This is a genomic window from Streptomyces venezuelae, assembly GCF_008642315.1.
GTDB classification, from domain to species: domain Bacteria; phylum Actinomycetota; class Actinomycetes; order Streptomycetales; family Streptomycetaceae; genus Streptomyces; species Streptomyces venezuelae_D.
This window is the reverse complement of sequence record NZ_CP029192.1, coordinates 534,918-556,262: the sequence shown is the minus strand read 5'-3', so window position 1 is coordinate 556,262 and position 21,345 is coordinate 534,918. Positions and strand designations below refer to the sequence as shown.

Sequence of the window (21,345 nt, the reverse complement as noted above, 5' to 3'; positions counted from 1 at the left end):
CACGCGCGGAAAGAGACGCAATGAGCGATGTAGAGGTCTCCGAAAAAATAAGGCGCCGAAGCAAACGCAGAAGGCTGCTGACCAACCGAAACTTCACCTGCCTATTGGCCGCCCGTCTCGGCTCCAGCATGGCCAACGGCTTCCTGCCGGTCGCGGAGAGCTTCGGCATCCTCCACACCACTGGTTCTGCGAGTGACCTCGGCCTCGTCCTCGGAGTTCAGGCGGCGGTCTCGCTCGCCTTGTCGCTGTTCGCCGGCGTCGCGGCGGACCGCTTTCCGCGTGCCGCTCTGCTCGTCGTCTCGTCGATCGTACGCCTGACCGCGGCGGCGACCTTGGCGATAGGGCTCCTCACCGATACCGCGACCCTCGCCTGGTTCTTCGCTCTGGCCGTCGTATACGGCGGCGCTGACGCGCTGTTCGGCCCGGCCAGCATGGCGATCATGCCGGACATCGTTGCGCGAGAAGACCTGGACGAAGCCAACGCGCTAGTCGGCGCCTTTTCCTCACTGGCTTGGACGGTGGCCCCTGCGGCGGCAGGATTCGTCGTGGCGGCATATGGTTCGGGAGCCGCCTTCCTGGTGGAGAGCGTGCTGATGGCTGTCATCACCCTCTGCCTCGTGTTCGCCAAGATCCCCGCCCGGCGCGAAGCCGAACCGGATCACGAAGGCGGGACGGTCACGCAGCTGAAGCAAGGCTGGCAGGAGTTTCGAAAGCGCCCCTGGCTCTGGCTGCTCACCTTGCAGTGGACGTTGTTCTCGATGGTCCTGCTGGCCCCCCTCGCGGTCCTCGGCCCGCTGGTGGCCGACACCCATCTGGGCGGTCCCGCGGCCTGGGGTGTCATCGGCACCTGCATGACCATCGGCGTGCTCTGCGCGGAGTTCACCTCCTCGCGGATCAAGCCGAAGCGACCGGTGGTCTTCATAGCGTGGCTGCCACCGCTGATCGTCTTCGAGGCGGTGGCCCTGGGCTCCGGCGTGCCGACGGTGGTGGTGGCGGGTGCCGCGGTGCTCTCCGGCTGCGCGATCGGCCTGCAAGGAGTGTTCTTCCAGACCCTCATGCAGCGAGCCGTACCGAGCAAGGTACTCGGCCGGGTGGCCGCCTTCGACCTGATGGCCTCGGAGATCGCCCAGCCGGTCGGCTTCGCCGTGGCCGGCCCCCTGGGCATCCTGTTCGGCCTGCGCCCGGTGCTGGTGGGCTGTGCCGTGGTCGCGGTGGTGGGCACGGCACTGTTCGCCCTTGCCCTGTCCAAGGTCGAGCCGCCGGAGCTACAGGTGCAGGACGAACCGCACGTACCGGACAGCGGCAGTGAGGCGACAGTCGGCTGAGCGGTGCTCGACCCGAGCGGTACTCGACTGCGGACAAGCCTTGACGAAGCCGGACCACCGCGGCACGAAGGAGCCAGGAAGATGATCTACAAGGACAGATTGGCCATACCCGGTCCGACCCCGCTGCCGCCCGCGGTCATCGCGGCGGCGACGCATCCCATGGTCGACGAGCGCACCGAGGACTTCGCTCGCGTCTTCACACGCATCATCGACGGGCTCAGGCAGGTGCTCGGTACCGCGGGAGACGTGCTGGTCTTCACGTCAAGCACCACCGGTGCGTTCGAGAGCGCGGTGCAAAACCTCTTCGGTCCAGGGGACAAGGTCCTCGTGGTGGACAACGGTGCCTTTGGCAGGCGCTGGGTGGAACTGTGCCGCGCTTACGGCCTCGAGACCGTCGTGCTCGACGTCGCACCGGGTCGTGAGCCGGACCCTGCCGTCGTCGAGGCCTGTCTGGAGGCCGACGCGCAGATCGTCGCCGCGATCGTCGTGCACTGCGAGACCTCCACAGGCGTCGTCACCGACCTTGAGGCCTTCGGGCGAGCGACGCGCAACGTGCTGACGATCGTGGACTCGGCCTCCGGGGTCGGCGGCTGCGACATACAGGCCGACGCGTGGGGGTTGGACGTCGTGGTCAGCGGGACCCAGAAGGCGCTGATGGCGCCGCCGGGGGTCTCTTTCGTCTCGGTCAGTGAGCGCGCCTGGCGCCGGCACGCCGAGGCCAGGCATCCGCGGTTCTATTTCGACTGGACCATCACGCGTGACGGCCTGAACCACTCCATCCCGCGTACCCCCTGGACGCCGGCGATCGGCGTGCTGCTCCAGTTGTCCGCGGCGCTGGAACAGGTACTCGCCGAAGGCATGGAGCGGCGTCAGCGGCGGCATGCGGAGCTCGGCCGGATGGCCAGAGCGGGCTTGCGCGGCCTCGGACTCCGGCTGCTGACCCCAGAAGTGGCGCGCAACGGCATCGTGACGGCCGCGTTCACACCACCCGGAGTGGGCGCGCAATCTGTCGTCGATGCGGTGGTCGAGCACACAGGTGTCCAGCTGACCACCGGCAACGGAGAACTGGCGGACCAAGTCGTGCGAATCGGTCACTGCGGCCATGTCGACCCGCTCGACCTGGTCACCGCGCTGGCCGCACTCGAGACCGGGCTCGCGGCCCTCGGCGCCCCGGTGCTGCCGGGCAGTGGCGTCACACCCGTTCTGAAGCTGATGTCAGAGCAGGCTGTCGCCGCCGCAGGCCCCTTGACGTCGATGTCGTCCAACCCTGAGGAGTCTGCCGCGTGAACGCCGACGTTCGATCAGCGCGCGACGACGCGCCGAAGCTCATCCCGAGCCTGCTCGAGCAGCATGCGAGGGTGACGCCGCACGCCCCCGCCACCGAGGATGCACAGCGGGCGCTGACCTACGCCGAACTCGCCGCCGAAGCCGAGCACATGGCGGCGCGCCTGGTGGAGGCGGGAGTGTTTCCCGGAGATCGCGTCGGCGTCATGATGCGTCACTCCGTCGACCTGCTGGTCGCGATCCTCGGCGTGCTGCGTGCGGGAGCGGCCTACGTGCCCATCGACCCGGACTACCCCGACCAGCGCAAGAGTTTCCTCGCCGAGGACTCCGGCATCAAGATTCTCCTCGTGGACGCAGCGCATGAGGGGCCGACCAGCCTGCCCGTCACCACGCTTGCCCCGGACCGAGGGCGCTCGGCTCCCCGTCCGGGTGCCCCCGCAGCCGCACCGGACGATCTGGCCTGCGTGATCTACACCTCGGGCTCCACCGGAGCGCCCAAAGGCGTCATGATCACCCACCTGGGCCTGGCGAACCTCGCGGCCGCCGCGAGTGCCGAGTTCGGCATGGGGCCGCGTGACCGCTACCTGATGCTGGCCGCTGCCGCGTTCTCCGCCTCACTCGAGGAGCTGTTCCCCCCACTCGTGCAGGGCGGGACAAGCGTGTTCCCGGCCGACCGGGTCGCGCTCTCCCCGGTGGAGGCCCTGCTCGACTTCCTCACCGCGCACGACGTCACGCTGCTGGAGATGCAGACCGCGCACTGGCACCTGCTGGTCCACCACCTCGTGGACACCGGCGGGGCACTGCCCCCGTCCCTGCGCACGGTCGTCATGGGCGGAGACCGCGTCATGCCCGAAGCCGTCCAGCAGTGGAACCGCTTCCGCCTTCCGCTGGTGCATGTCTACGGGCCGACCGAGACCACCGCGACCGCGTCGTACTGGAGCGTGCCGCCCGGCCAGACACCCAAGGACGGGGTGCTGTCCATAGGCGATGCCATCGACGGAACCCGCATGTACGTCGTCGACGAGCGGCTCGAACTCGTTCCCGCCGATACCGAGGGCGAGCTGCTCATCGGTGGTGACTCACTGGCACGCGGTTACCTGGGCAGGCCGGACGTCACCGCGGCGAAGTTCGTCGCAGACCGCTACTCGGGGATTCCGGGGGCCAGGTTGTACCGCACCGGCGACCGGGTACGCCGTCTTCCCGACGGTCGGCTGCAATTCCTCGGACGCGGCGACCAGCAAGTCAAGGTACGTGGCTATCGCGTCGAACCGGGCGAGATCGAGGCCGCGCTCGACCGGCACCCGGCGGTGCGCCAAGCCTTGGTCACGACCGGTCGGGACACGTCGGGTGAGCAGCGTCTGATCGGCTACGTGACTGCCGATCCGGACAAGGTGAGCGCCGGTGAGCTGCGTTCCTTCCTCGCCGACGAACTGCCGACCCATCTGATCCCCTCAGCGCTGATCCGGCTGGACGAGTTTCCGCTGACGACGCATCGGAAGATCGACCACGCGATGCTTCCGCAGCCGCCGAAGCGCCGGCCCGACCTGCCCACCGAGTTCGTGCCGCCGACAGGTGACATCGAGCGGCGCATCGGCGCCACCGCGGCGGAGCTCCTGGGCCTCGACGAGATCGGTGTGCTCGACAACCTGCTTGACCTGGGCGGGGATTCGCTGTTCATGTTGCGGCTGATCAGCTGGATCCGCAAACACTTGGGCATCAGCCTAGGTCCGCGCGAGGTCTTCGGCGCGTATACGGTACGCGGAGTGGCCGCGCTGGCCGGCGCGACGGCGGACGTCACGGCGGTGGGCAAGCCGGGCAGTGGCCGGTGACCATGCTTCCCGACCTGCCCGTGGCAGTGCTTCCGCAGCCGGCGCCCGCCGATCTCCTGACAGCACTGCACGATTCAGGCGTACGACTGGCTCCGCTGGACCAAGCCCAGGGCCTGATCTGGACCGGCGAGCAGCCCTCGGAGCTGGCAGCCGCACTGGAGCGCGCGCCGTCGGTGCGCTGGGTCCAGCTGGCGAGCAGCGGCGTCGAAAGCTACCTGCCGCTCATGGATCAGCGGATCCGCTGGAGCCGGGCCGTGGGGGTCCAGTCCGAGCTGGTGGCCGAACACGCCCTCATGCTCGCGCTGACCGTGCTGCGTCAGGGCGCTGCCTCCGTGCGGGCCGGCGCCTGGCTGCCGCGCCCCGCCATCGGGCTGACGAACGCCGAGGTCCTTGTGGTGGGCGGCGGCGGGGTCGCCCGGGCACTGCTCGCACTGCTGCGCCCGTTCAAGGTCCGCCCCAAGGTGGTGTGCCGCAGCGGCGCCCCGATCGCGGGCGCCGAGGTCGGCACGCCCGATCGCCTCGACACATGGCTGCCCGAGGCCCGTGTGGTCTTCCTCGCGGCGCCGCTGACCGCGGACACGGCCGGGCTGATCGACACGGTCAGACTCAGGTCCATGCGTCGGGACGCGTGCCTGGTGAACGTGGCGCGCGGTGGGCTCGTCGTCACGGATGACCTCGTGCGTGCGCTGACCTCCGGATGGATCGCCGGCGCCGGCCTGGACGTCACCGACCCCGAGCCGCTCCCTCCGGAACACCCGCTGTGGTCCCTCCCCACCTGTGTGATCACCGCGCACTGCGCGGGCGATCTGGACCACGCACTCGGACCCTTCGTCGACCTGGTCCGGCGCAACATTCGTCGACTGGCGGACGGCCTCGAGCCGATCGGCCTGGTCGACCGGGAACTCGGTTACTAGCCGACTGTCAGGAAGAGCGGATCACGATGACCGAGTCAACCACCACTCCGCAGGCCACGCACCCGACCGGAGCACCCATGGGCAACCGACAGACCGAGAGGCTCTCCCTCCTCCAGGAACAGATCTGGATCGCCGAACAACTCGCTCCGGGCCGCAGCGTCTACGGCATACCCATGGTGATCCGTCTGCACGGCGCGTTGGACACGGAACTCGCCGCGCGCTGCGTGACCGAGATCGTGCGCCGGCATGAAGTGCTGCGCTCCCGGGTGGGCGAGGAGAACGGTGAGCTGTACCTCGTCACAGATCCGCCGCAGCCCTTCGCGCTGCCCGTGCTCGACTTCCGCTCCCGGCCCGACGAATGGCGTGTGTTCGTCGAGACCGCCGCTCGCGAGCCCTTCGACCTCGTGCACGGCCCACTGCTGCGGGCTGCCGCGCTACGTCTCGAGGATGACGCATACGCGCTGTTCCTCAACGTGCACCACATCGTCGCGGACGGCTGGTCGCTGCGTCTGTTCTGGACCGAGTTCACCGCGCTCTACACCGCATGGCACGCGGGCGATGAGCCCGAGCTGCCCGACCTCACCCTGCAGTACCGCGACTTCGCGGCCGAACAGCGGGGCATCACCGAGGACGGCGGGTACGACGACGCGCTCGACGCGTGGGCCCGGGAACTGTCCGGTGCGACGACGACCCTCGCACTGCCGGTCGATCACAGTTCAGGAGCGTCCCGGGAGTACCGGGGAGACGAGTTCACGACCGTGGTGCCGGAGCAGCTCCGGGCCGATGCCTACGCCTGCGCCAAGCGGCTCGGGGTGACGCCGTTCGCGATGCTCGGCGGTGTCTGGGGCGTGCTGCTGGCCCGCTATACCCGTCAGGACGACCTGCTGATCGGAACGCCTCTGGCCGGCCGGACCCGGCCCGAGTACCAGTCGCTCATCGGTCTTTTCGCCAACACCATGCCGTTGCGACTGCGGCTGGACGCGAACGTGTCCTTCGCCTCGCTGGTCCGCGAACTCCAGCTGAGTACCTTCGACGCGCTCTCCTCACAAGACGCGCCTCTCACCGAGCTCGTCAAACGGGTCGACTCCCAACGCACCTCGCATGAGACCCCGCTCTTCCAGACGGCGTACTCCTTCGAGCAGTCCACGGAGTTCGAGGCCACGCTGCCGGGCTGCGCGGTGACGGAGCTGTACGAGTTGTCCAACGGCGGGGCCCGGCTCCGTATCGGTCTCGGCGCCGTGGACGCGCTGGGGGAGCTGAGCCTTCAGTTCGAGTACGACAGGGAGCTGTTCGACCCGGGCACCATCGAGGCCATGGCCGAGAGCTACCTGACGCTGCTCGGCGAGGTCGCGTCCCGTCCCGAACTCCCGCTGGGAGCGCTTCGCACGTCGACCGACGCCGCGCCCGATCGGGAGCTGACCGGACGGCCCGTGCCGGGGGACGAACCGGCCACCCTGCACGCACTGTTCGAGCGACGGGTCCGACAGAGCCCGGATGCGCCGGCGATCGAGCGCGAAGACGGTACGCAGGTCAGTTACGCACAGCTCAACAGCCAGGCCAACCGGCTGGCTCGGCACCTGCGTCAGCTGGGCCTTCGTACGGGCGAGCGGGTGGCGCTCGCCCTGCCCCACGGCTCCTCCTGGCCGTCTGCCGTACTCGCCGTGCTGAAGGCGGGCGGGGCCTACGTCCCTGTGGCTCCGGACGCGCCCGGCAGCCGCAAGGCCCACGTCCTCGCCGAGACCGCGCCCCGCGTGGTGCTCACGGTCGTGGACTTCGCCAAGGACATCGCCGAGGACTTTGCAGGGGATTTGGCCGGGGCCCGGCATGTGATCGCCCTCGACGATCCGGCGGTTGCTTCCTCGATCGAGGCCCAGACAGGTGAAGACCTCGAGGAGATCGCAGTGACAGGCCGTCAGGTCGCGTACGTCCCGTTCACCTCCGGCTCGACGGGAGTACCCAAGGGCACCCTCGTCACCCACGTCAACCTGACTGCGTTCACCCGTGCCGCGGTGGACACGTTCGATCTGGGCCCGCAAGACAGGATGCTGCAGCTCGCCGCGATGACCTTCGACGTACATGTCGAGGAGTTCTTCCCGACCTGGCTGGCCGGTGGCTGCGTCGTCTTCTTCGACGGCGTGCTCGGCCGGACCGGCCCGGAGCAACTGCTGCACGTCCTCGGAGAACGCGAGATCACCATGTGTGAACTCCCCACCGCCTACTGGATCGAAGTGGTACGCCTGATCGACCCGGCCGTTGTCCCCGTTCCGCACACCATGCGGCGAGTGCTGGTCGGCGGCGAACGCGCGCCGATCGAGGTCTACCAGCGCTGGTTGGACTTCGGGATTCCGCTCACCAACGTCTATGGGCTCACCGAAACGGCGGTGACCAGCACGACCTACCAGCCTGGGCCCGACTTCGACCGCGAGGCGCTGCCGATCGGACGGCCCATGCCGCACGCCGCCGTCTACGTGCTCGACGCTTTGCTCGCACCGGTGGGACGCGGCGTGCCGGGGGAGATCTACCTGGCCGGCCCCGGCGTCTGCGACGGCTTTCTCAACCGGCCCGAGCAGACTGCCGAGCGCTTCTTGGGGGACCCCTACGCGACCGAGCCGGGCGCACGTATGTATCGCACCGGCGACCAAGGCCGCTGGACCACCGAAGGTGACCTCGAATTCCTCGGGCGCGTGGACCGTCAGCTCAAACTGCGCGGCCACCGGGTCGAACTCGCCGAGATCGAATCCGTACTCGACAGCCATCCGGACGTGGCGCGCAGCCTGGTCGTGCCTCGGCGCACCGAGGCCGACCCAGCGGCCGAGCTCGAGCTGATCGCGTTCCTGATCGGGGCGTACGCCGACGAGGCGACAGTCGCGGCGTACGTTCGTACCCAGCTTCCCCCGCATCTGGTTCCGGCCCACATCTCAGTAGTTGAACGGTTCCCGCTCACCTCGCACGGCAAGGTCGACCAAGCAGCCCTGCTCGCGCTGCGGAGCCCCGAGAGTGTCGCACCCGAGGAAGCGCAGGGCAGCGAGCTCGAAGCCAAGGTCGCGGAGGTCTACTGTGCGGTACTCAAAGTGCCGACGATCGACCTGCGGACGGACATCTTCGCGCTGGGTTTCCACTCCCTGGCCGCGCTGCGCCTCGTTTCCCGCCTCAAGAGCGTGTTCACGGTGCAAGTCCCGATTGCCGAGTTCTTCGGGGACTCCTCAGTCACCAACGCCGCCCGACTGATCGTGGCGGCGGGGGCCGACCAGCCAGTCGGCTGACTGCGCGGCTCTTGAGCGCCCGTGTGCGTTGCGGGACAGCTCCGGACGTCGTTGCGGTTGCCGCCGGTCAGGGACACCGCGAGTGGGTTGCCGTGGAGGTACGTCGGGGGTTGCAGCCGTTCTCGGCTGTACCGCGAGAGTTGACACCAGACTGCACCGCCCGGTTGACGCTCCTCGGCTGTGAACGTCCTAAGTTGCTGACCGCACCGGGGCACAACCGCCCGCAGCACGAGTCCGGCCCCGGGCCAAGAGTCACGAAAGGAAGTCAGTCCATGAATCCACGCAAGAGTCTCTCTCTGGCCACCGCCGCGGTAGCCCTGGGCGCCGGCCTCGCCTTGGCCGCGCCCACCGCACAGGCCCACACCACGCCGAGGGGCCCGCAGCCCGCGTCCGTCGCGGACAGCGCTGCGGGATCGACCGCGGCGGCCTGCCCGAATCCACTGCACACGTACGAGTACGGACGCTACACAGGCGGATACAAGGCGTTCTGCAAGTCGGACATGAAGCTGTCCGACAACAAGTACAACAACGGGCACAAAGTCAACGACAACCTCCGCTCGGTGAAGAACCTCACCCGGGGCTGCTACTGGACGCTGTGGACGAACTACTACAACCGCGGATCCAACTGGACCTTCCACCCCTGGACATGGTCGAGCGATCTGAAGGACACCCGCGTGAAGTACAAGACGAGCTCGCTGTACAAGTCGTGCCCCTGACCCCAGAGCCGACTGCGCGACCGCACCGCACGAGGTGAACCCACACGTTCGCCGGGGGCACGGCACCATCTGCCGCCCCCGCCTCAACGGGAGCTGATGACCATGCACAAGCGTATGGCGACCGCAGCTGTCTGCACGCTGCTGCTCGCCGTGGGCTGTGCCGGCCCCCCGGCGAGCGACGGCGCCCGCCCATCGGGCCCGCCGCCCGCGCCCGGCCGGGAGGTCCGCGCCCTCGTCCTGCCCCTCGACGCCTACCAGTTGGACGGCCGCAATGCTGCCCTTGTCGCCACGGCGCAGGAGAAGTTGACCACTTCATGTATGGCGCGTCAGGGACTCGACTGGCCTGAAGTCCCGCACCCGGCAACGAAAACATGGCCGAACCGCGGCCGATACGGCCTGGCCGAACCTGCAGTGGCGGCACGTTACGGCTACCGCCCCATCCCCGACCGGGCTTCTGCGGCCGCAGAACAGCTGATGGGACGACGGGACGCAGGCCTCACGGCACAGCAGAACAAGGCCGCCTACGGTGCCGACGGTCAATCGGGCTGCGCGGCGCGCGCCCAGCAAGAGCTGATGCGCGATGTACCGAAGGTGAACTCCGACCTGGTGAACGAAGCGTCCCTGACCGCATACAAGAAGTCCCAGCAAGCACCTGCCGTCCGGAAAGTGTTCGCCGCATGGCGGGCCTGCATGCGGAGCCGCGGCCATGACTACGTCGATCCGATGGCTCCGAACGACGATCCCCGGTGGACGGGAGAACACCCCACCCACGCAGAGACCGCCACAGCCCAGGACGACGTCGAATGCAAGCTCAAGGCACACGTCGTACCCGTGTGGTGGCGCGCTGACGCCGCCCTGCAACGCCAGACGATCAAGGATCACGCGGAACGTTTCCAACGGATCGGCGACGCCCGGGACCGCTACCTGAAGAATGCACAGCGCCACAGCTCGTCGATGAAGCAGTAGGCGTTGGTCACCTCGCGAACTGAACCGCGCCGCCGCCCGGGGCCCTCCCTGGGCGGCACCTGACCGTGGACATGGCCGAGAACGGACCGCAGTTATCCGGCCACATTGTGGATGTTCCTGTATGCGTATAGCGCAACGGCGACGTGAACTGAACGAATTCTGCGGCTTTTACTGCCGTTTTCGCCGCTGACGGGAGGGGCTAGTTCCATCCGGTGTAGTACGGATGTTCGGGGGAAGCGCACCGCGACCTGTGGGGATCGTGTGGCAACTTGTGTGCGCCTCGTGACCGCTGGGGTCTGCGAGATATGTCTTCCTGTGGGGGGAAGCCTTGATGCAACGCACCATTGGTGCGCGTGTTTCGCGTGCCCGAAAGAGAACGAGCCTCGCCACGGCAGCAGCCCTGACCACCGGCGCCCTGACCCTGTCCCTGCTGCCGGCCGCGGGCGCCTCCGCCGCCGACGACCCGGGCTCGGCCTGGGGCAAGGACGCGCCGACCTTCACGATGCCCGCCGTGAAGGTCGGCGCGAACAAGCCCGGCGCACCGCAGGCCGAACGCAGCCCATCGAGCGAGGTCGCAGCCTGGCGCGCCCAGCAGAAGAAGCGCGCCGCAAGTGGCGAGGCCGCGACCGCGCGCGCCGCCCGGGCGACTGCCGACACCTACGTCCCCGAAGGTCAGGGCGATGTGCCGTGGCACCGGATCAGCAACTTCGCGATCACGGACGCGCTGACCGCCCGAATCGACTACTCCACCGGCAACCTGATGCTGACCGCGACTGACTTCTCCATCGCCGGCGTCGGTCAGGAACTGACCCTGGCGCGCACCTACAACTCTCTGGACGCGCCGTGGGGCAAGGTCTCCCAGCGATGGTGGCAGCAGTACGAGCGCTACCTGCAGCCCCTCGACGACGAGGTCGTCCTCTACGACGCCTCCGGCGACACCCTGCGCTTCAAGAAGGCCGCCGACGGCTCCTACACCACGCCCAAGGGCTACTCCAAGGAGCTGAAGAAGAACGCCGACGGCACCTACACGGTCACCAACTGGAAGTCGCACACCAAGGACACCTACAACGAGCACGGCACCCTGACCAAGGTCACAGACAAGAACAAGGGCACCATCACCGTCACCCAGCACGACGAGGGCAGCGAGCACAAGGGCTTCAAGCTGACCGAGACCCGCTCGGGCCGCTGGATCGACCTGGTCAAGACCGACGCCTCACAGTGGCAGGCGAAGGACAACTCCGGTCGCACGGCCGTCTTCGACCTCGACCCGGACGGCAACCTGCACAAAACCACCGACGCCGAAGGCAAGACCACCACCTTCGGCTACGACTCCTCCCGCCGCCTGGAGAAAATCACCACCGCCGAGGGCCGCGTCACCGTCTTCACCTACGACAGCGCCAACCGCGTCACCTCCATGCTGCGCGCCACCGACTTCAACGGCTCCGGCCACACCGGCCCGACATGGACCTACCAATACGACACCACCTCGCCCACGGCCGCCGGAACGACGAAGGTCACCGACCCCGAAGAACACGTGACACGCTATGAGCACGATGGTGACGGTGAAGTCGAAAAGGTCACCGATGCGTTGGACCACAAGCGGTCCACGAAGTACGACGCGAACCACAATGTGGACACGGCCACGGACGCGATGGGTACCGGCACCACGCCCGGCAACGTGTCCGACTACGGATTCAACACCCGCAACAACCTGGAGACGGTGAAGTCGCCCACCGGCGGAAAGTCGACGACCAGCTGGCAGACAATTGCCGGCGGCGACAAGCCCAAGGATTCCACCAACGCCGACGGCGAGAAGACGTCCTTCACCTACGACACGGCCGGCAACACCAAGTCGGTGGCGCAGTCCGGCACCGGCGGCGGCAACGTCTCGTACACCTACAACCCCGCCAGCCCCGACTGCGGCGGCTTCGAGGGCCAACGGTGCACGGCCCAGACGAAGATGTCGTCCACGAAGACGGTGAAGACGTCCTTCAGGTACGACGACAAGGGCAACCTGGTGAAGGTGACCCCGCCCAAGCCGCTGGGTGAAACCACTTACACCTACGACGCGTTGGGCCGCACCGAGACCCTCACCGACGGCCGCGGCATCAAGAAGGTCTTCACCTACGACCACCTGGACCGCATCAAGACCGTCTCCACCACCAACGACACGGTCCGCTACCACTACGACGGCGACGGCAACCTCCGCCAGCGCGACGACTCCACCGGCACCGTGAAGTACGAGTTCGACCCGCTCCAGCGTGAGACGATCCGCACCCTCCAGGACGGTTCCCAGACCCTGCTCGCCTACACGCCCGCAGGTAACGTCGACTACTACAAGGACCCGGCCGGCACCACCGACTACACGTGGAACGAGGTCAACAAACTCAAGGAGTTCAAGGACCCGCAGGGCAAGACCACCACGTACACGTACAACAACAACGACGTCCGCACCCAGACCACCTACCCCGGCGGTACCGTCCAGAAGGTCGACGTCGACAACTCCAGCCGCCCCAAGAACATCAAGGCGACCTCCGCCAAGGGCACCCTGGTCGACCTCACCTACACCTACGGCTACGGCACCGACGGCAAGACCGACGGCGACAAAATCCGCACCACAACAGACGCCGTGACCGGCATGAAGACCAACTACACCTACGACGGCGCAGGCCGCTTCTCCTACGCCGCCGAGAAGAAGGGCTCCACCCTCAACGAGTCCTGGCAGTACTGCTACGACCTGGCCGGCAACCTCACCAGCCAGGGCACCGCCGAAGGCTGCCCGCGCGGCACGACGTACACCATCAACGACGCCCAGCAGATCACCGCCAAGAACGGCACCTCGACGAACTGGTCCTACGACGCCGAAGGCCACGAGACCGCAGGCGCGTCCACGCCGGAGGGCACCCGAACGGGCGAGCAGTGGTCGGATCACAGTCAGCTGACCTCGCTCACGGTGGGCGGTGCCACCTACGAAGGCCGCTACGGTTCCACCGACCAGAGTGAGCGCGTCAAGCTGGGCGACACCTACTTCCACAACGGTCCGTTCGGCCTGTCGGCGACTTCAACTGCCGGTGCGGACACGGGCTTCAACCGGGAGCCTGGGGGCACGTTGAACTCCATGACCCGGGACGGGAAGACGTACTTCTACCTCACCGACGCGCTCGGTTCCGTCGTCGCGGTCACGGACGAGACGGGCGAGAAGGTCAACTCCTACTCCTACAGCCCGCGCGGCGTGCAGCGGTCGACCACCTCGGAGAAGGCCACGCAGCCTTACCGGTTCGCAGGCGGCTACCAGGACCCGACGGGCCTGTATCACTTCGCGGCCCGCTATTACGACCCCAACATTGGGCGCTTCACCCAGCGTGACCCCTCCGGGCAGGAGAAGAACCCCTACCTCTACGCCGAGGGGGACCCCGTCAACCGCATTGACCCGACCGGTCTCTTCAGCTTCAAGGACCTCGGCATCGACACGCTGATCGGCACGATCGGTGGTGCCGTAACCGGGTGTGTCGGTGGAGCGGTTACGGCCGGGATCGTCGGATCGGCGGCAGGGCCCGGCGGAACAACCGTGGGTGCGCTGGGGGGATGCGCTGTGGGAGCTGCCGCAGGCGGCTCCGCCGGTGCGGCCGGAGGGGTCGTCACATCAACTCTGAACCAGCTGCTGAAATAGCCTGATAGAAGGAAGGCGGAGGCCGAGAATGAGCGCACTCACCGCTGTTCTGGTCGGTGCGGTTATGGGGCTCGTTGTCGGCCCAGTGACCGTACTGCTCGTGATCAGGGCCCGCAAAAGACGCTGAGTCGGCGTGAATGCGCGGTGGACGATCTGCCCGACGGCGGAAGTGCAGTACAGCACGTCCACGCCGGGCACCGGACGCTCCTGGGAATCGCCGCCCCCGACCGGCCGTAATCAGCCCCGGTCGGAGTCCTCGGCCGCCACACCAGCGGCCGAGGACTTCACCGTGAGTGCTCCCACCGCCGCGGTCTTGACCTCGCCCGGGTCGAGGTCGGCCATTCGCCGTCTCGTCAACCCTCAGCGGCCCAGCCTGTGTCGGACGTCGCCCCGGCTGGCCGCGCCCACCTCGATGCGGTTCTCGTCGAGGCCGTTGACGATCCGCAGGCAGCCGCTGGCGAAGACAAACTCCACTGCCACGGCTCCTGCCGCCAGGCCACGGTCAGTTGGCTGCCATGTGCGGAGCGTGACTTCGCACAACTCCTGACCGACGAACGGTTCGAGGTGTTCACCGCTGTGAGACCACTGGGGCGTGAGCTCGAAGCACTCCCACCCAATGATGGGCGCCGCGGTGTCGATCGTGTCCCAGCCGATCGAGAGTTCGTCGAGCTTCCAGTGGCAGACCTCCACCTGGATACCGTCGAAGTCCAACACCACCGGGCAGTCGGCGAACCATTCCCCGTCCTCGGCGAACCGCACCAGCGCGAATCCTGTCAACCGCCTGCCGGCGAGCCGCGCCAAGCGTGCTCCGTGCGCCTGCCGAATCGAGTCGACCCCGATCCGGAAGGACGGCTCGAAACCAGGGATCCCCATGTTCACAGCAGTGAGTCCTGGGCGGACAGTTCTTCGGCCAGTTCCATGCAGCGCAGGCGGGCCGCGGAGAAGTCGTAGGGCATCTTGCCCGTGGCCTCGAAGGCGCTCATGGAATCAGCATCCCGTCGGCGAGATTTGACGTCGGCGTGGCCGACGCCCTCATCCGCATCATCATTCTCAGTGGCAGGATGCAACGCGTCCCAGGCGTCGAAGAGGGCATCGTCGTCCTTGTCAAGGCCGGACTTCTCGATGACGGCATGCAGGGAGTTCTCGAAGGCGTGCCGTTCGACGGCCACTTGGGCCACCCGTGGATCATCGACGGCGATGCCGTCGTCGAGTGCCTCCTCGGCGGCCTCGATGCGGTCGGACTCCTCCCGCAGAGCGGGATGCGTGGCCAGGACGACGAAGCGAGTGGCCTGGACGGCCGCGCCGAGCGGGCCGAAGACCCGCTCCGTGACCAGGAGACTGTCCAGGTCAGCCTGGTGCAGGGAACCCTCGGGCAGGTCCTTGAGGCGTTCGGTGACAAAGTCGGAGAGCAGGCCCATCCGGGTGCCCTCGGCGCGCATCCGCCGCACGGCGGTCCGTTGCCGTCGCAATTGTGCCTCCTGCTCGGCGAGAGTTGCCTCCAACTGCTCCAGGACACCCGCGACACCGTCTTCGCAGTCCGCACCAGCGGAAGCCGTGCCGGTGGTGAAGGCGTCGCGGATGTCGTCCAGGGCGATCCCGGCGTCGGCCATCTTGCGAATCCACAGCAGGCGGATCATGTCCTCGTAGCCGTAGCGCCGACGGCCGTCGCCACCCCGCTCGGGCTCGGGGAGCAGGCCGATCTCGTGGTAGTGGCGAATCGCTCGTGGCGTGGTGCCGGCGAAGGCGGCCGCGTCCCCGATCTTGACCTCGCGGGGTGGCATGAAGGACGGACGCATGGGCCGAGGCCTTTCCTCAAAAGAATCGGGACGTGGGTCCACCGGACCACATGCCGCTACGGAAGGTGCAACCCCACCACCCATGGGCTGCTGCTCGTCCACCCGGCCGGACGATGACATCAGCTGGCCAGGACGCCGTTGGTGCTGACGCTCGTGCGCTCGCCGTAGACCTGCTCGTGCCGCCCGGTCGGCTCCATGTCCGTCTCGTCGACGTTCTCCGACTCGTCCTGGCCCTCGACGAGCACGGAGTAGTACCACGTTCTTCGGGCGGGGGCAGTGTCGTAGTCGTACTCCGGCGTGCCGACAGTCACCTCGGCGCCGGCCAGACCGAGCCGTCGGGTGTCGGGGGAGTCCCGTACGAGCACGACGTCCCCCGTTCTGAAGCGTGGAGCGGCAGCCGCTTCCATCTCGCCGGCCAGGGCGCCGTACACCGCAGGGTGCAGGAATACCCCGCCGTTGACCGGCCGTTCCCACTCGTCGTTCCAGGTCGAGTCGGCGTTCCGGGTGAAGCCGAGAGCCCGCATGCAGTCGGGCGCGGAGCCGTCCGGCGTGAGGTCTATCTCGTAGTGCAACATCTCGGGAGTGCGGTGGAACGGCCCCCGAGCATGCACGATCACCGTGCCGTGCGGCGCGAGTGCGGTGCGAAGGTGTTCGGTCAGTTCCGCCTCCTCCTGAGGCGTGGCTTCGGCCCAAAGGGCCAGCCAGACGAGTCGGTAGGGCGCCAGGGGGACCGGCTGCCCGCCTCTGCCGGAAAGATCATCATGAGTCATGGGACCGGTCTACCTCACGGCACTCAGCACTCGTGGCCCGGGCGCGGGTGACCGCGTCAGCCGTCGGCATTCCTGATGACACGTCTAGGGCCTGTGTCGGAAGTCCCGCTTGCCCCGCGACGCCCGGCACGCACTCCCCCACGCCTGAAGGGCGCGGGGGACCCCCAGCGGCGTTGTCGGGTCGCCCCGATACAACCAGTATCGGGGCGACCCTCCGCCTTGCGATCGCACGCACCGGACGCCGCGGGGCCCGCCCTCCGGGCGGACGACGGGACTCCCGACACAGGCCCTAGGGCCTGTCGCCGAGCCTGGTCAGCGCCGCCACGACCGGGGCCGGATCCTGCGGCCCCATGTGGGGCGTCGTGGGGAAGTCCCGGACTCGGAAGGGGTTGTCGGGGGTCCGTTCGTCCGCCAGGTGGATCATGAGGTCCTGGAGCGCCGGGGGAAGGAGGCGGTCCGCGCCGAAGCGCAGATACGTGCGCGGGATCCGGCCCCAGGTCGCGGTCTCGCCGACGGCGTGGTCGTCGTTCACGTCGATGGTCTCGTCCGGCTGGAGCCCCGCGAGGACGCGCAGGAAGTCGGCCTCCGCGTGGTCCGCGCAGAACATCTCCTTGAACACCGCGAGATCCTCGGGGTCCTGGCTGCGGAAATTGAGGCGCAGCACCCCGAGTTCCCGCGGAACGCCGACGACCTGCCCGGCGGGCACGATCGCGGTGGCGGCCTCCGGCGTGGCCATGACGGCGTCGATGCTCGGCACGCCGGGGCTGAAGCAGCACGCCGACATATAGACCAGGTGCGCGAGGAGCTCGGGCACGGCGTTCGCCACCCGGCTGACGGAGCAGCCGCCCATGCTGTGGCCGACGAGCACAACCCGCCCCCTCGGTGCGGACCGCGCTGCCCGGCGTACCGCACCGGTGACGCGCCGCTCGAAGTCGTCCAGACCGATCCCGGCGAGCGGCGACGGCTCGGTCGCGAGCGCGTGCAGGTCCTGGGTCTGGTACGCGGTGGGCAGATGAGCCTCCGTGCCGTGCCACGGCTGGTCCACCGCGACGACATGGTGCCCGCGCAGGGCCAGTTCGCGGGCGATCGGCGCCCAGAAGGCCCCCGAGCTGTGACTGCCGTGCACCAGTACGTAGGCGGTCATGACCGTGAACGTAGGGGGTGGGGCGGTGGCGGGGCAACAGGGTTTGGGCTGGGGCGCGGGGCGTCGGGAGCCGTACGACGGGTGCCCGGGTGCCCGGGGGCCCGGATGCCCGGATGCCCGGGCGCGGGGGCTTCCGTTCGACCACAGGGGGGCGGGGGGAACCCGCGGTCACATACCGAGGTGACCTGCCGGGGACGCGGGCCCTTTGCGTGTTCTAACCGCAGTACGTGTCCTTGCCCGGCCGCTCGCCCGTCGCCAGGAAATGGGTGACGACCCGGTCGCCGCACGCGTTTCCGTTGTCCAGGTAGGAGTCGTGGCCCGTGGAGTTCACGACCACCATCCTGGCCCGTTCGCCGAGGGCCCCGCGCATCTTGCGGGCGCCGGCCAGCGGCGTCGCGGGGTCGCGTTCGTTCTGTACGAGGAGGACGTTGGAAGGGCCGTCGTCCGTGATGCGGACGGGGGCCTCCTTGGGGCGGTACGGCCAGGCCGCGCACAGCATCGCGTTGCGCGGCATGCCCGCGGTGAGCGGGAACGCGGCGCGGCTCGCGGCGACTCCCTTCGCGTACACGGCGGCCGATTTCGGCCATGCGATGTCGTTGCAGAGCGTCCCGGCCCCGACGGCCACGGAGTTCTGCAGAATCGCCGCAGGCGGGGACGGGGGCGCGGGCGGCGTCCTGCCGTCCCGGGCGGCCCGGATGAGCTCGGCCAGCCGGGAGAAGTCGTCGGGGTCGTAGAGCGCGGTCAGCACGGACTGGCGCAGGACGTCGCCGTTCAGCTCCGCCGGGTTCGCGCCCGGCCACGGGATCGGGGCGCGGTCGAGGCGGGCGGCGAGCCCGAGCACCAGGGCGCGAACCTCGGCCGGAGTCCCGGCGAGGCGATCGGGGGTGCCGGGAGCGGAGGCCCACGCGGCGAACTCGGGGAAGGTGTCCTCCACGCCCTGCTCGTGCGCGGCCAGCCAGCCCCTGCCGACCCGCTTCGGGTCGGGGTCGTCGACGCTGTCGAGGACGACGCGGTCGGTGCGGTGCGGGAACAACTGCCCGTAGACGGCGGTCGCATACGTCCCGTACGACACTGCCCACACGGAGAGCTTGCGCTCGCCGAGGGCCGCCCGGACGAGGTCGAGGTCACGGGCGTTGTTCGCGGTGCTGATGTGGCGGATCAGGTCGCCGCCGTTGTGCGCGCAGGCGGCGGACATGCGGCGCGCGGTCTCCATGGTGGCGGTGACCGATCCGTCGGCTGCGGGCCAGGGCCGCTGCTTCGACGTGCCGAGGTCGGCGGGGTCGAAGCCGCAGTCGACGGGGGCGGAGCGGCCCATGCCGCGCGGGTCGATGCCGATGAGGTCGTAGCGGTCGCGGATCTCCTGGGGGAGTCGCTGCCCCTTGCCGGACGGGTTGTCCAGTCCTGAGCCGCCGGGGCCTCCGGGCGCGAGGAGCAGTACGCCCCGGCGGGTCGACGGGTTCTCGGCGGCGATACGGGAGATGGCGATGGTGGTCCGCGCGCCCTCAGGGTCGGCGTAGTCGACGGGGACCTCGACGGTGGCGCACTCCTGCCGCGCGTCGAGCTTCCGGCCCCCGCCGCCAGCCTCGGCGCACGGTCTCCAGTCGAGGGACGTCCTGCCGGTGGCGGCCGTGGCCGTTGTGGTCGAGAGGGCGGCCGATGCGGGGGAGGGCGAGGCAGCCGCGGTGGCGGGCGGGACGAGGCCGCCGAGGACGCCGAGGACGGTGGCGGGGGCGGTGAGCAGGAGCGCGGTGTGGTGGCGCTTGGGCTTCGTCATACGAGGATCCTGGCCCGGCCGCCACACCCGTCACATCCTCCCGACGGGCCGCACGGGGGCGGGGTTTACCCCGGTGCGCCCCCCTAGGGGCTCACTGCCCATCCTTGAACCTCGACCGCGTCCCGACGCCGACTCATGAGCCAGGACACGGGTCGGTTCCCCACGTTTGTGTGTCCAGGACCAGGGCGGCGACCTCGTCGGCCGATGCCTGATCGTGATCCACGGGCGCACAACCCAGTACGGACCGCGGCGGTCTGAATGGCGCCGGAGGAGGGCTCTCCGGCGCCATTCGGTACAGAGATACCGAGGTACAGAGATCGGAGATCAGGTGGGCAAGAAAATCTGGAGAGCTGCCGTAGCCGGTGGTGCGGCGGCGGTCCTCACGGGCCTGGCCGCGGTGCCGGCCGGGGCGGCCGAGGGCGGGGTCTCCTTCACCCGCGTCCAGGTGAACGGCGGCAAGCCGATCGTGATCGGGGTGTCCAAGGAGGTCGCTGCGCCCACCTCCTTCCGGATGACGACCACCCACAAGTGGAAGTGGCCGGCGGTTTTCCTGTACCGCGGCAATACGCAGGAGCGACTGTGGCACGCCATCGAGGGGAGCGACTGCCACGAGGTGAGCCGGGGCGTCTGCGACTTCGACGAGACGATGTACTTCGACCCCAGCGTGTGGGACATGCGCAACAGCGAGGCCGGAGCCTGGAAGGTCGCGGCCGAGGTGTCCTTCAAGGGCGGCGGCGGTGACACGGACGACAAGGGCATGACCGTCTACGTCAAGCGCAACTCCCGCCTGACTGTGAACGCTGCGCCCGAGCCGGTGGCCAAGGGCAAGACCATCACCGTGACCGGCAAGGTCACGCGGGCCAACTGGGAGACGAGGAAGTACGTCTCCTACGGGAGCCGCCTGGTGAGCCTGCAGTTCAAGCCCAGCGGAGCCACCTCCTACACCACGGTGAAGAAGGTGCACGCCAACGGCTCGGGTGACCTCAGGACGACTGTGAAGGCGTCCAAGACGGGCTCGTGGCGCTGGGCGTACTACGGCAACACCACGACCGGAGCGTCGACGTCGGCCGCGGACAACGTGGTGGTGCGGTAGGAACCCGCCTTCCCGACCCTGAAGTCGACGCAAGCGGGCGGCACCCGCCCAGGTGCCGCCCGCTTGCGTCGAACACCGGTGTATCGAGCGTGCGGCGCGGGGCACGGAGCGCACTGTCACAGTAAATCCGCCTCGGTTCTGCTGAGTTCAGCTGCCCGGGACTGTTTGAGTGGCTGAACATGCGAGACACGCAGGACGAAGAGTGCCGGGGCAAGCGGGCGGTCGTGAAGTGAGTTTGACGCCAGCGACATTCAGGGGGCCCACATGTCGTCCACGCCACCTCCCTCGCGCGACGAACCGCCTGAGTCTGGCCCAGGGGCAGCTGGCAGAGGTGAGGCCTACGGAGGGGATGGAACGGGCGACACTCGGCCGAAGTACAGAGCCTGGTTCGTCAAGAACAAGGGCTTACGAGTCAGTGAAGCCACGGTCCGCGTCACCGTCTTCCCCATCCACAAGGGCACGGTGGTCATCCAGAACATGCGGATCACGAACCTTTCCTACCGAGCCACTCGATACGGCGGAACTGCTGTCATTCCTCCACCTTTCGGCGACAGCGGGGGCGAAGGCCTTCCTACGGCAGTCGCCCTCGACCTCACGGAGCCCAACCCGAGGCCGTGGAAGAACTATGGGCGGGTGTCCACCGAAAAGCCTGAGGGTGCATGGACACTCTCCGGGAACGCCTTCGCCAAGGCCATCTACCTCGATGGTGGTGAAGACTTCGACGCCAGAGCGTTCGACCTCTCCTTCTTCACCAAGGACAAGGACTAGGCCGTGTGTCGAAAGTAGATCTTGGGCTGTGAA

The 21,345-nt window shown here is 68.4% G+C and carries 15 protein-coding genes; 10 read left to right on the top strand and 5 right to left on the bottom strand.

Translation table 11 applies throughout. From position 1 onward, the window contains the following. The first annotated feature begins 20 nt into the window (after positions 1-20). The 8 genes from DEJ48_RS02540 to DEJ48_RS02505 all read left to right on the top strand — a co-directional run bounded on the left by DEJ48_RS02540 (position 21) and on the right by DEJ48_RS02505 (position 13,967). Positions 21-1,325, top strand: coding sequence for an MFS transporter (locus tag DEJ48_RS02540; RefSeq protein WP_150214062.1), 1,305 nt, complete (start codon positions 21-23; stop codon positions 1,323-1,325). An 81-nt stretch (positions 1,326-1,406) separates the two neighbouring features. Then, positions 1,407-2,612 carry a pyridoxal-phosphate-dependent aminotransferase family protein gene (locus DEJ48_RS02535; protein ID WP_150214060.1) on the top strand — a complete coding sequence of 402 codons (1,206 nt, stop codon included), beginning with the start codon at positions 1,407-1,409 and terminating at the stop codon, positions 2,610-2,612. Further along, positions 2,609-4,438: a non-ribosomal peptide synthetase gene (locus DEJ48_RS02530; protein ID WP_150214058.1), complete on the top strand. Its 1,830-nt coding sequence runs from the start codon at positions 2,609-2,611 to the stop codon at positions 4,436-4,438. The genes DEJ48_RS02535 and DEJ48_RS02530 overlap by 4 nt, the downstream gene beginning before the upstream one ends. A 2-nt stretch (positions 4,439-4,440) precedes the next feature. Next, positions 4,441-5,352, top strand: a complete 912-nt coding sequence (locus tag DEJ48_RS02525) for an NAD(P)-dependent oxidoreductase (RefSeq protein ID WP_223832418.1) — start codon at positions 4,441-4,443, stop codon at positions 5,350-5,352. Positions 5,353-5,378: 26 nt separating this feature from the next. After that, on the top strand, positions 5,379-8,615 hold the full coding sequence (locus tag DEJ48_RS02520) for a non-ribosomal peptide synthetase (RefSeq protein WP_190537152.1): 3,237 nt from the start codon (positions 5,379-5,381) through the stop codon (positions 8,613-8,615). 272 nt (positions 8,616-8,887) lie between these two features. Continuing rightward, positions 8,888-9,331 carry a hypothetical protein gene (locus DEJ48_RS02515; RefSeq protein ID WP_150214052.1) on the top strand — a complete coding sequence of 148 codons (444 nt, stop codon included), beginning with the start codon at positions 8,888-8,890 and terminating at the stop codon, positions 9,329-9,331. A gap of 96 nt (positions 9,332-9,427) precedes the next feature. Beyond that, positions 9,428-10,297, top strand: coding sequence for a hypothetical protein (locus DEJ48_RS02510; RefSeq protein WP_150214050.1), 870 nt, complete (start codon positions 9,428-9,430; stop codon positions 10,295-10,297). 331 nt (positions 10,298-10,628) lie between these two features. Next, complete coding sequence (locus DEJ48_RS02505) at positions 10,629-13,967, top strand: RHS repeat-associated core domain-containing protein (RefSeq protein WP_150214047.1); 3,339 nt, start codon at positions 10,629-10,631, stop codon at positions 13,965-13,967. A gap of 360 nt (positions 13,968-14,327) precedes the next feature. Here the strand turns inward: DEJ48_RS02505 and DEJ48_RS02500 are convergent, their stop codons facing one another. From DEJ48_RS02500 to DEJ48_RS02480, 5 genes are all read right to left on the bottom strand, one after another. Next, the gene (locus tag DEJ48_RS02500; RefSeq protein ID WP_223831847.1) at positions 14,328-14,768 is read right to left on the bottom strand and encodes a hypothetical protein; all 441 of its coding nucleotides are present in this window, start codon (positions 14,766-14,768) and stop codon (positions 14,328-14,330) included. Positions 14,769-14,842: 74 nt separating this feature from the next. Then, positions 14,843-15,763, bottom strand: a complete 921-nt coding sequence (locus DEJ48_RS02495; protein WP_150214044.1) for a MerR family transcriptional regulator — start codon at positions 15,761-15,763, stop codon at positions 14,843-14,845. Between the two features lie 119 nt (positions 15,764-15,882). Beyond that, complete coding sequence (locus tag DEJ48_RS02490; protein ID WP_150214042.1) at positions 15,883-16,533, bottom strand: hypothetical protein; 651 nt, start codon at positions 16,531-16,533, stop codon at positions 15,883-15,885. A gap of 289 nt (positions 16,534-16,822) precedes the next feature. Beyond that, a complete protein-coding gene (locus DEJ48_RS02485; RefSeq protein ID WP_150214040.1) occupies positions 16,823-17,677 on the bottom strand; it encodes an alpha/beta hydrolase in 855 nt (284 codons plus the stop codon). A 214-nt stretch (positions 17,678-17,891) separates the two neighbouring features. After that, on the bottom strand, positions 17,892-19,451 hold the full coding sequence (locus DEJ48_RS02480; protein ID WP_150214038.1) for an alpha/beta hydrolase: 1,560 nt from the start codon (positions 19,449-19,451) through the stop codon (positions 17,892-17,894). A 328-nt stretch (positions 19,452-19,779) separates the two neighbouring features. Between DEJ48_RS02480 and DEJ48_RS02475 the strand changes: the two genes are divergently transcribed. Continuing rightward, entirely contained in the window at positions 19,780-20,544 is a 765-nt protein-coding gene (locus DEJ48_RS02475) for a hypothetical protein (RefSeq protein ID WP_190537150.1), read from the top strand. A gap of 264 nt (positions 20,545-20,808) precedes the next feature. Beyond that, positions 20,809-21,312, top strand: coding sequence for a hypothetical protein (locus DEJ48_RS02470; protein ID WP_150214033.1), 504 nt, complete (start codon positions 20,809-20,811; stop codon positions 21,310-21,312). Positions 21,313-21,345 lie beyond the last annotated feature (33 nt).

Coding starts and splice junctions, on each gene's coding strand:
- DEJ48_RS02540 (WP_150214062.1), top strand. CDS start 21: ATGAGCGATGTAGAGGTCTCCGAAAAAATAAGGCGCCGAAGCAAACGC.
- DEJ48_RS02535 (WP_150214060.1), top strand. CDS start 1,407: ATGATCTACAAGGACAGATTGGCCATACCCGGTCCGACCCCGCTGCCG.
- DEJ48_RS02525 (WP_223832418.1), top strand. CDS start 4,441: ATGCTTCCCGACCTGCCCGTGGCAGTGCTTCCGCAGCCGGCGCCCGCC.
- DEJ48_RS02520 (WP_190537152.1), top strand. CDS start 5,379: ATGACCGAGTCAACCACCACTCCGCAGGCCACGCACCCGACCGGAGCA.
- DEJ48_RS02515 (WP_150214052.1), top strand. CDS start 8,888: ATGAATCCACGCAAGAGTCTCTCTCTGGCCACCGCCGCGGTAGCCCTG.
- DEJ48_RS02510 (WP_150214050.1), top strand. CDS start 9,428: ATGACCATGCACAAGCGTATGGCGACCGCAGCTGTCTGCACGCTGCTG.
- DEJ48_RS02505 (WP_150214047.1), top strand. CDS start 10,629: ATGCAACGCACCATTGGTGCGCGTGTTTCGCGTGCCCGAAAGAGAACG.
- DEJ48_RS02495 (WP_150214044.1), bottom strand. CDS start 15,763: ATGCGTCCGTCCTTCATGCCACCCCGCGAGGTCAAGATCGGGGACGCG.
- DEJ48_RS02490 (WP_150214042.1), bottom strand. CDS start 16,533: ATGACTCATGATGATCTTTCCGGCAGAGGCGGGCAGCCGGTCCCCCTG.
- DEJ48_RS02485 (WP_150214040.1), bottom strand. CDS start 17,677: ATGACCGCCTACGTACTGGTGCACGGCAGTCACAGCTCGGGGGCCTTC.
- DEJ48_RS02480 (WP_150214038.1), bottom strand. CDS start 19,451: ATGACGAAGCCCAAGCGCCACCACACCGCGCTCCTGCTCACCGCCCCC.
- DEJ48_RS02470 (WP_150214033.1), top strand. CDS start 20,809: ATGTCGTCCACGCCACCTCCCTCGCGCGACGAACCGCCTGAGTCTGGC.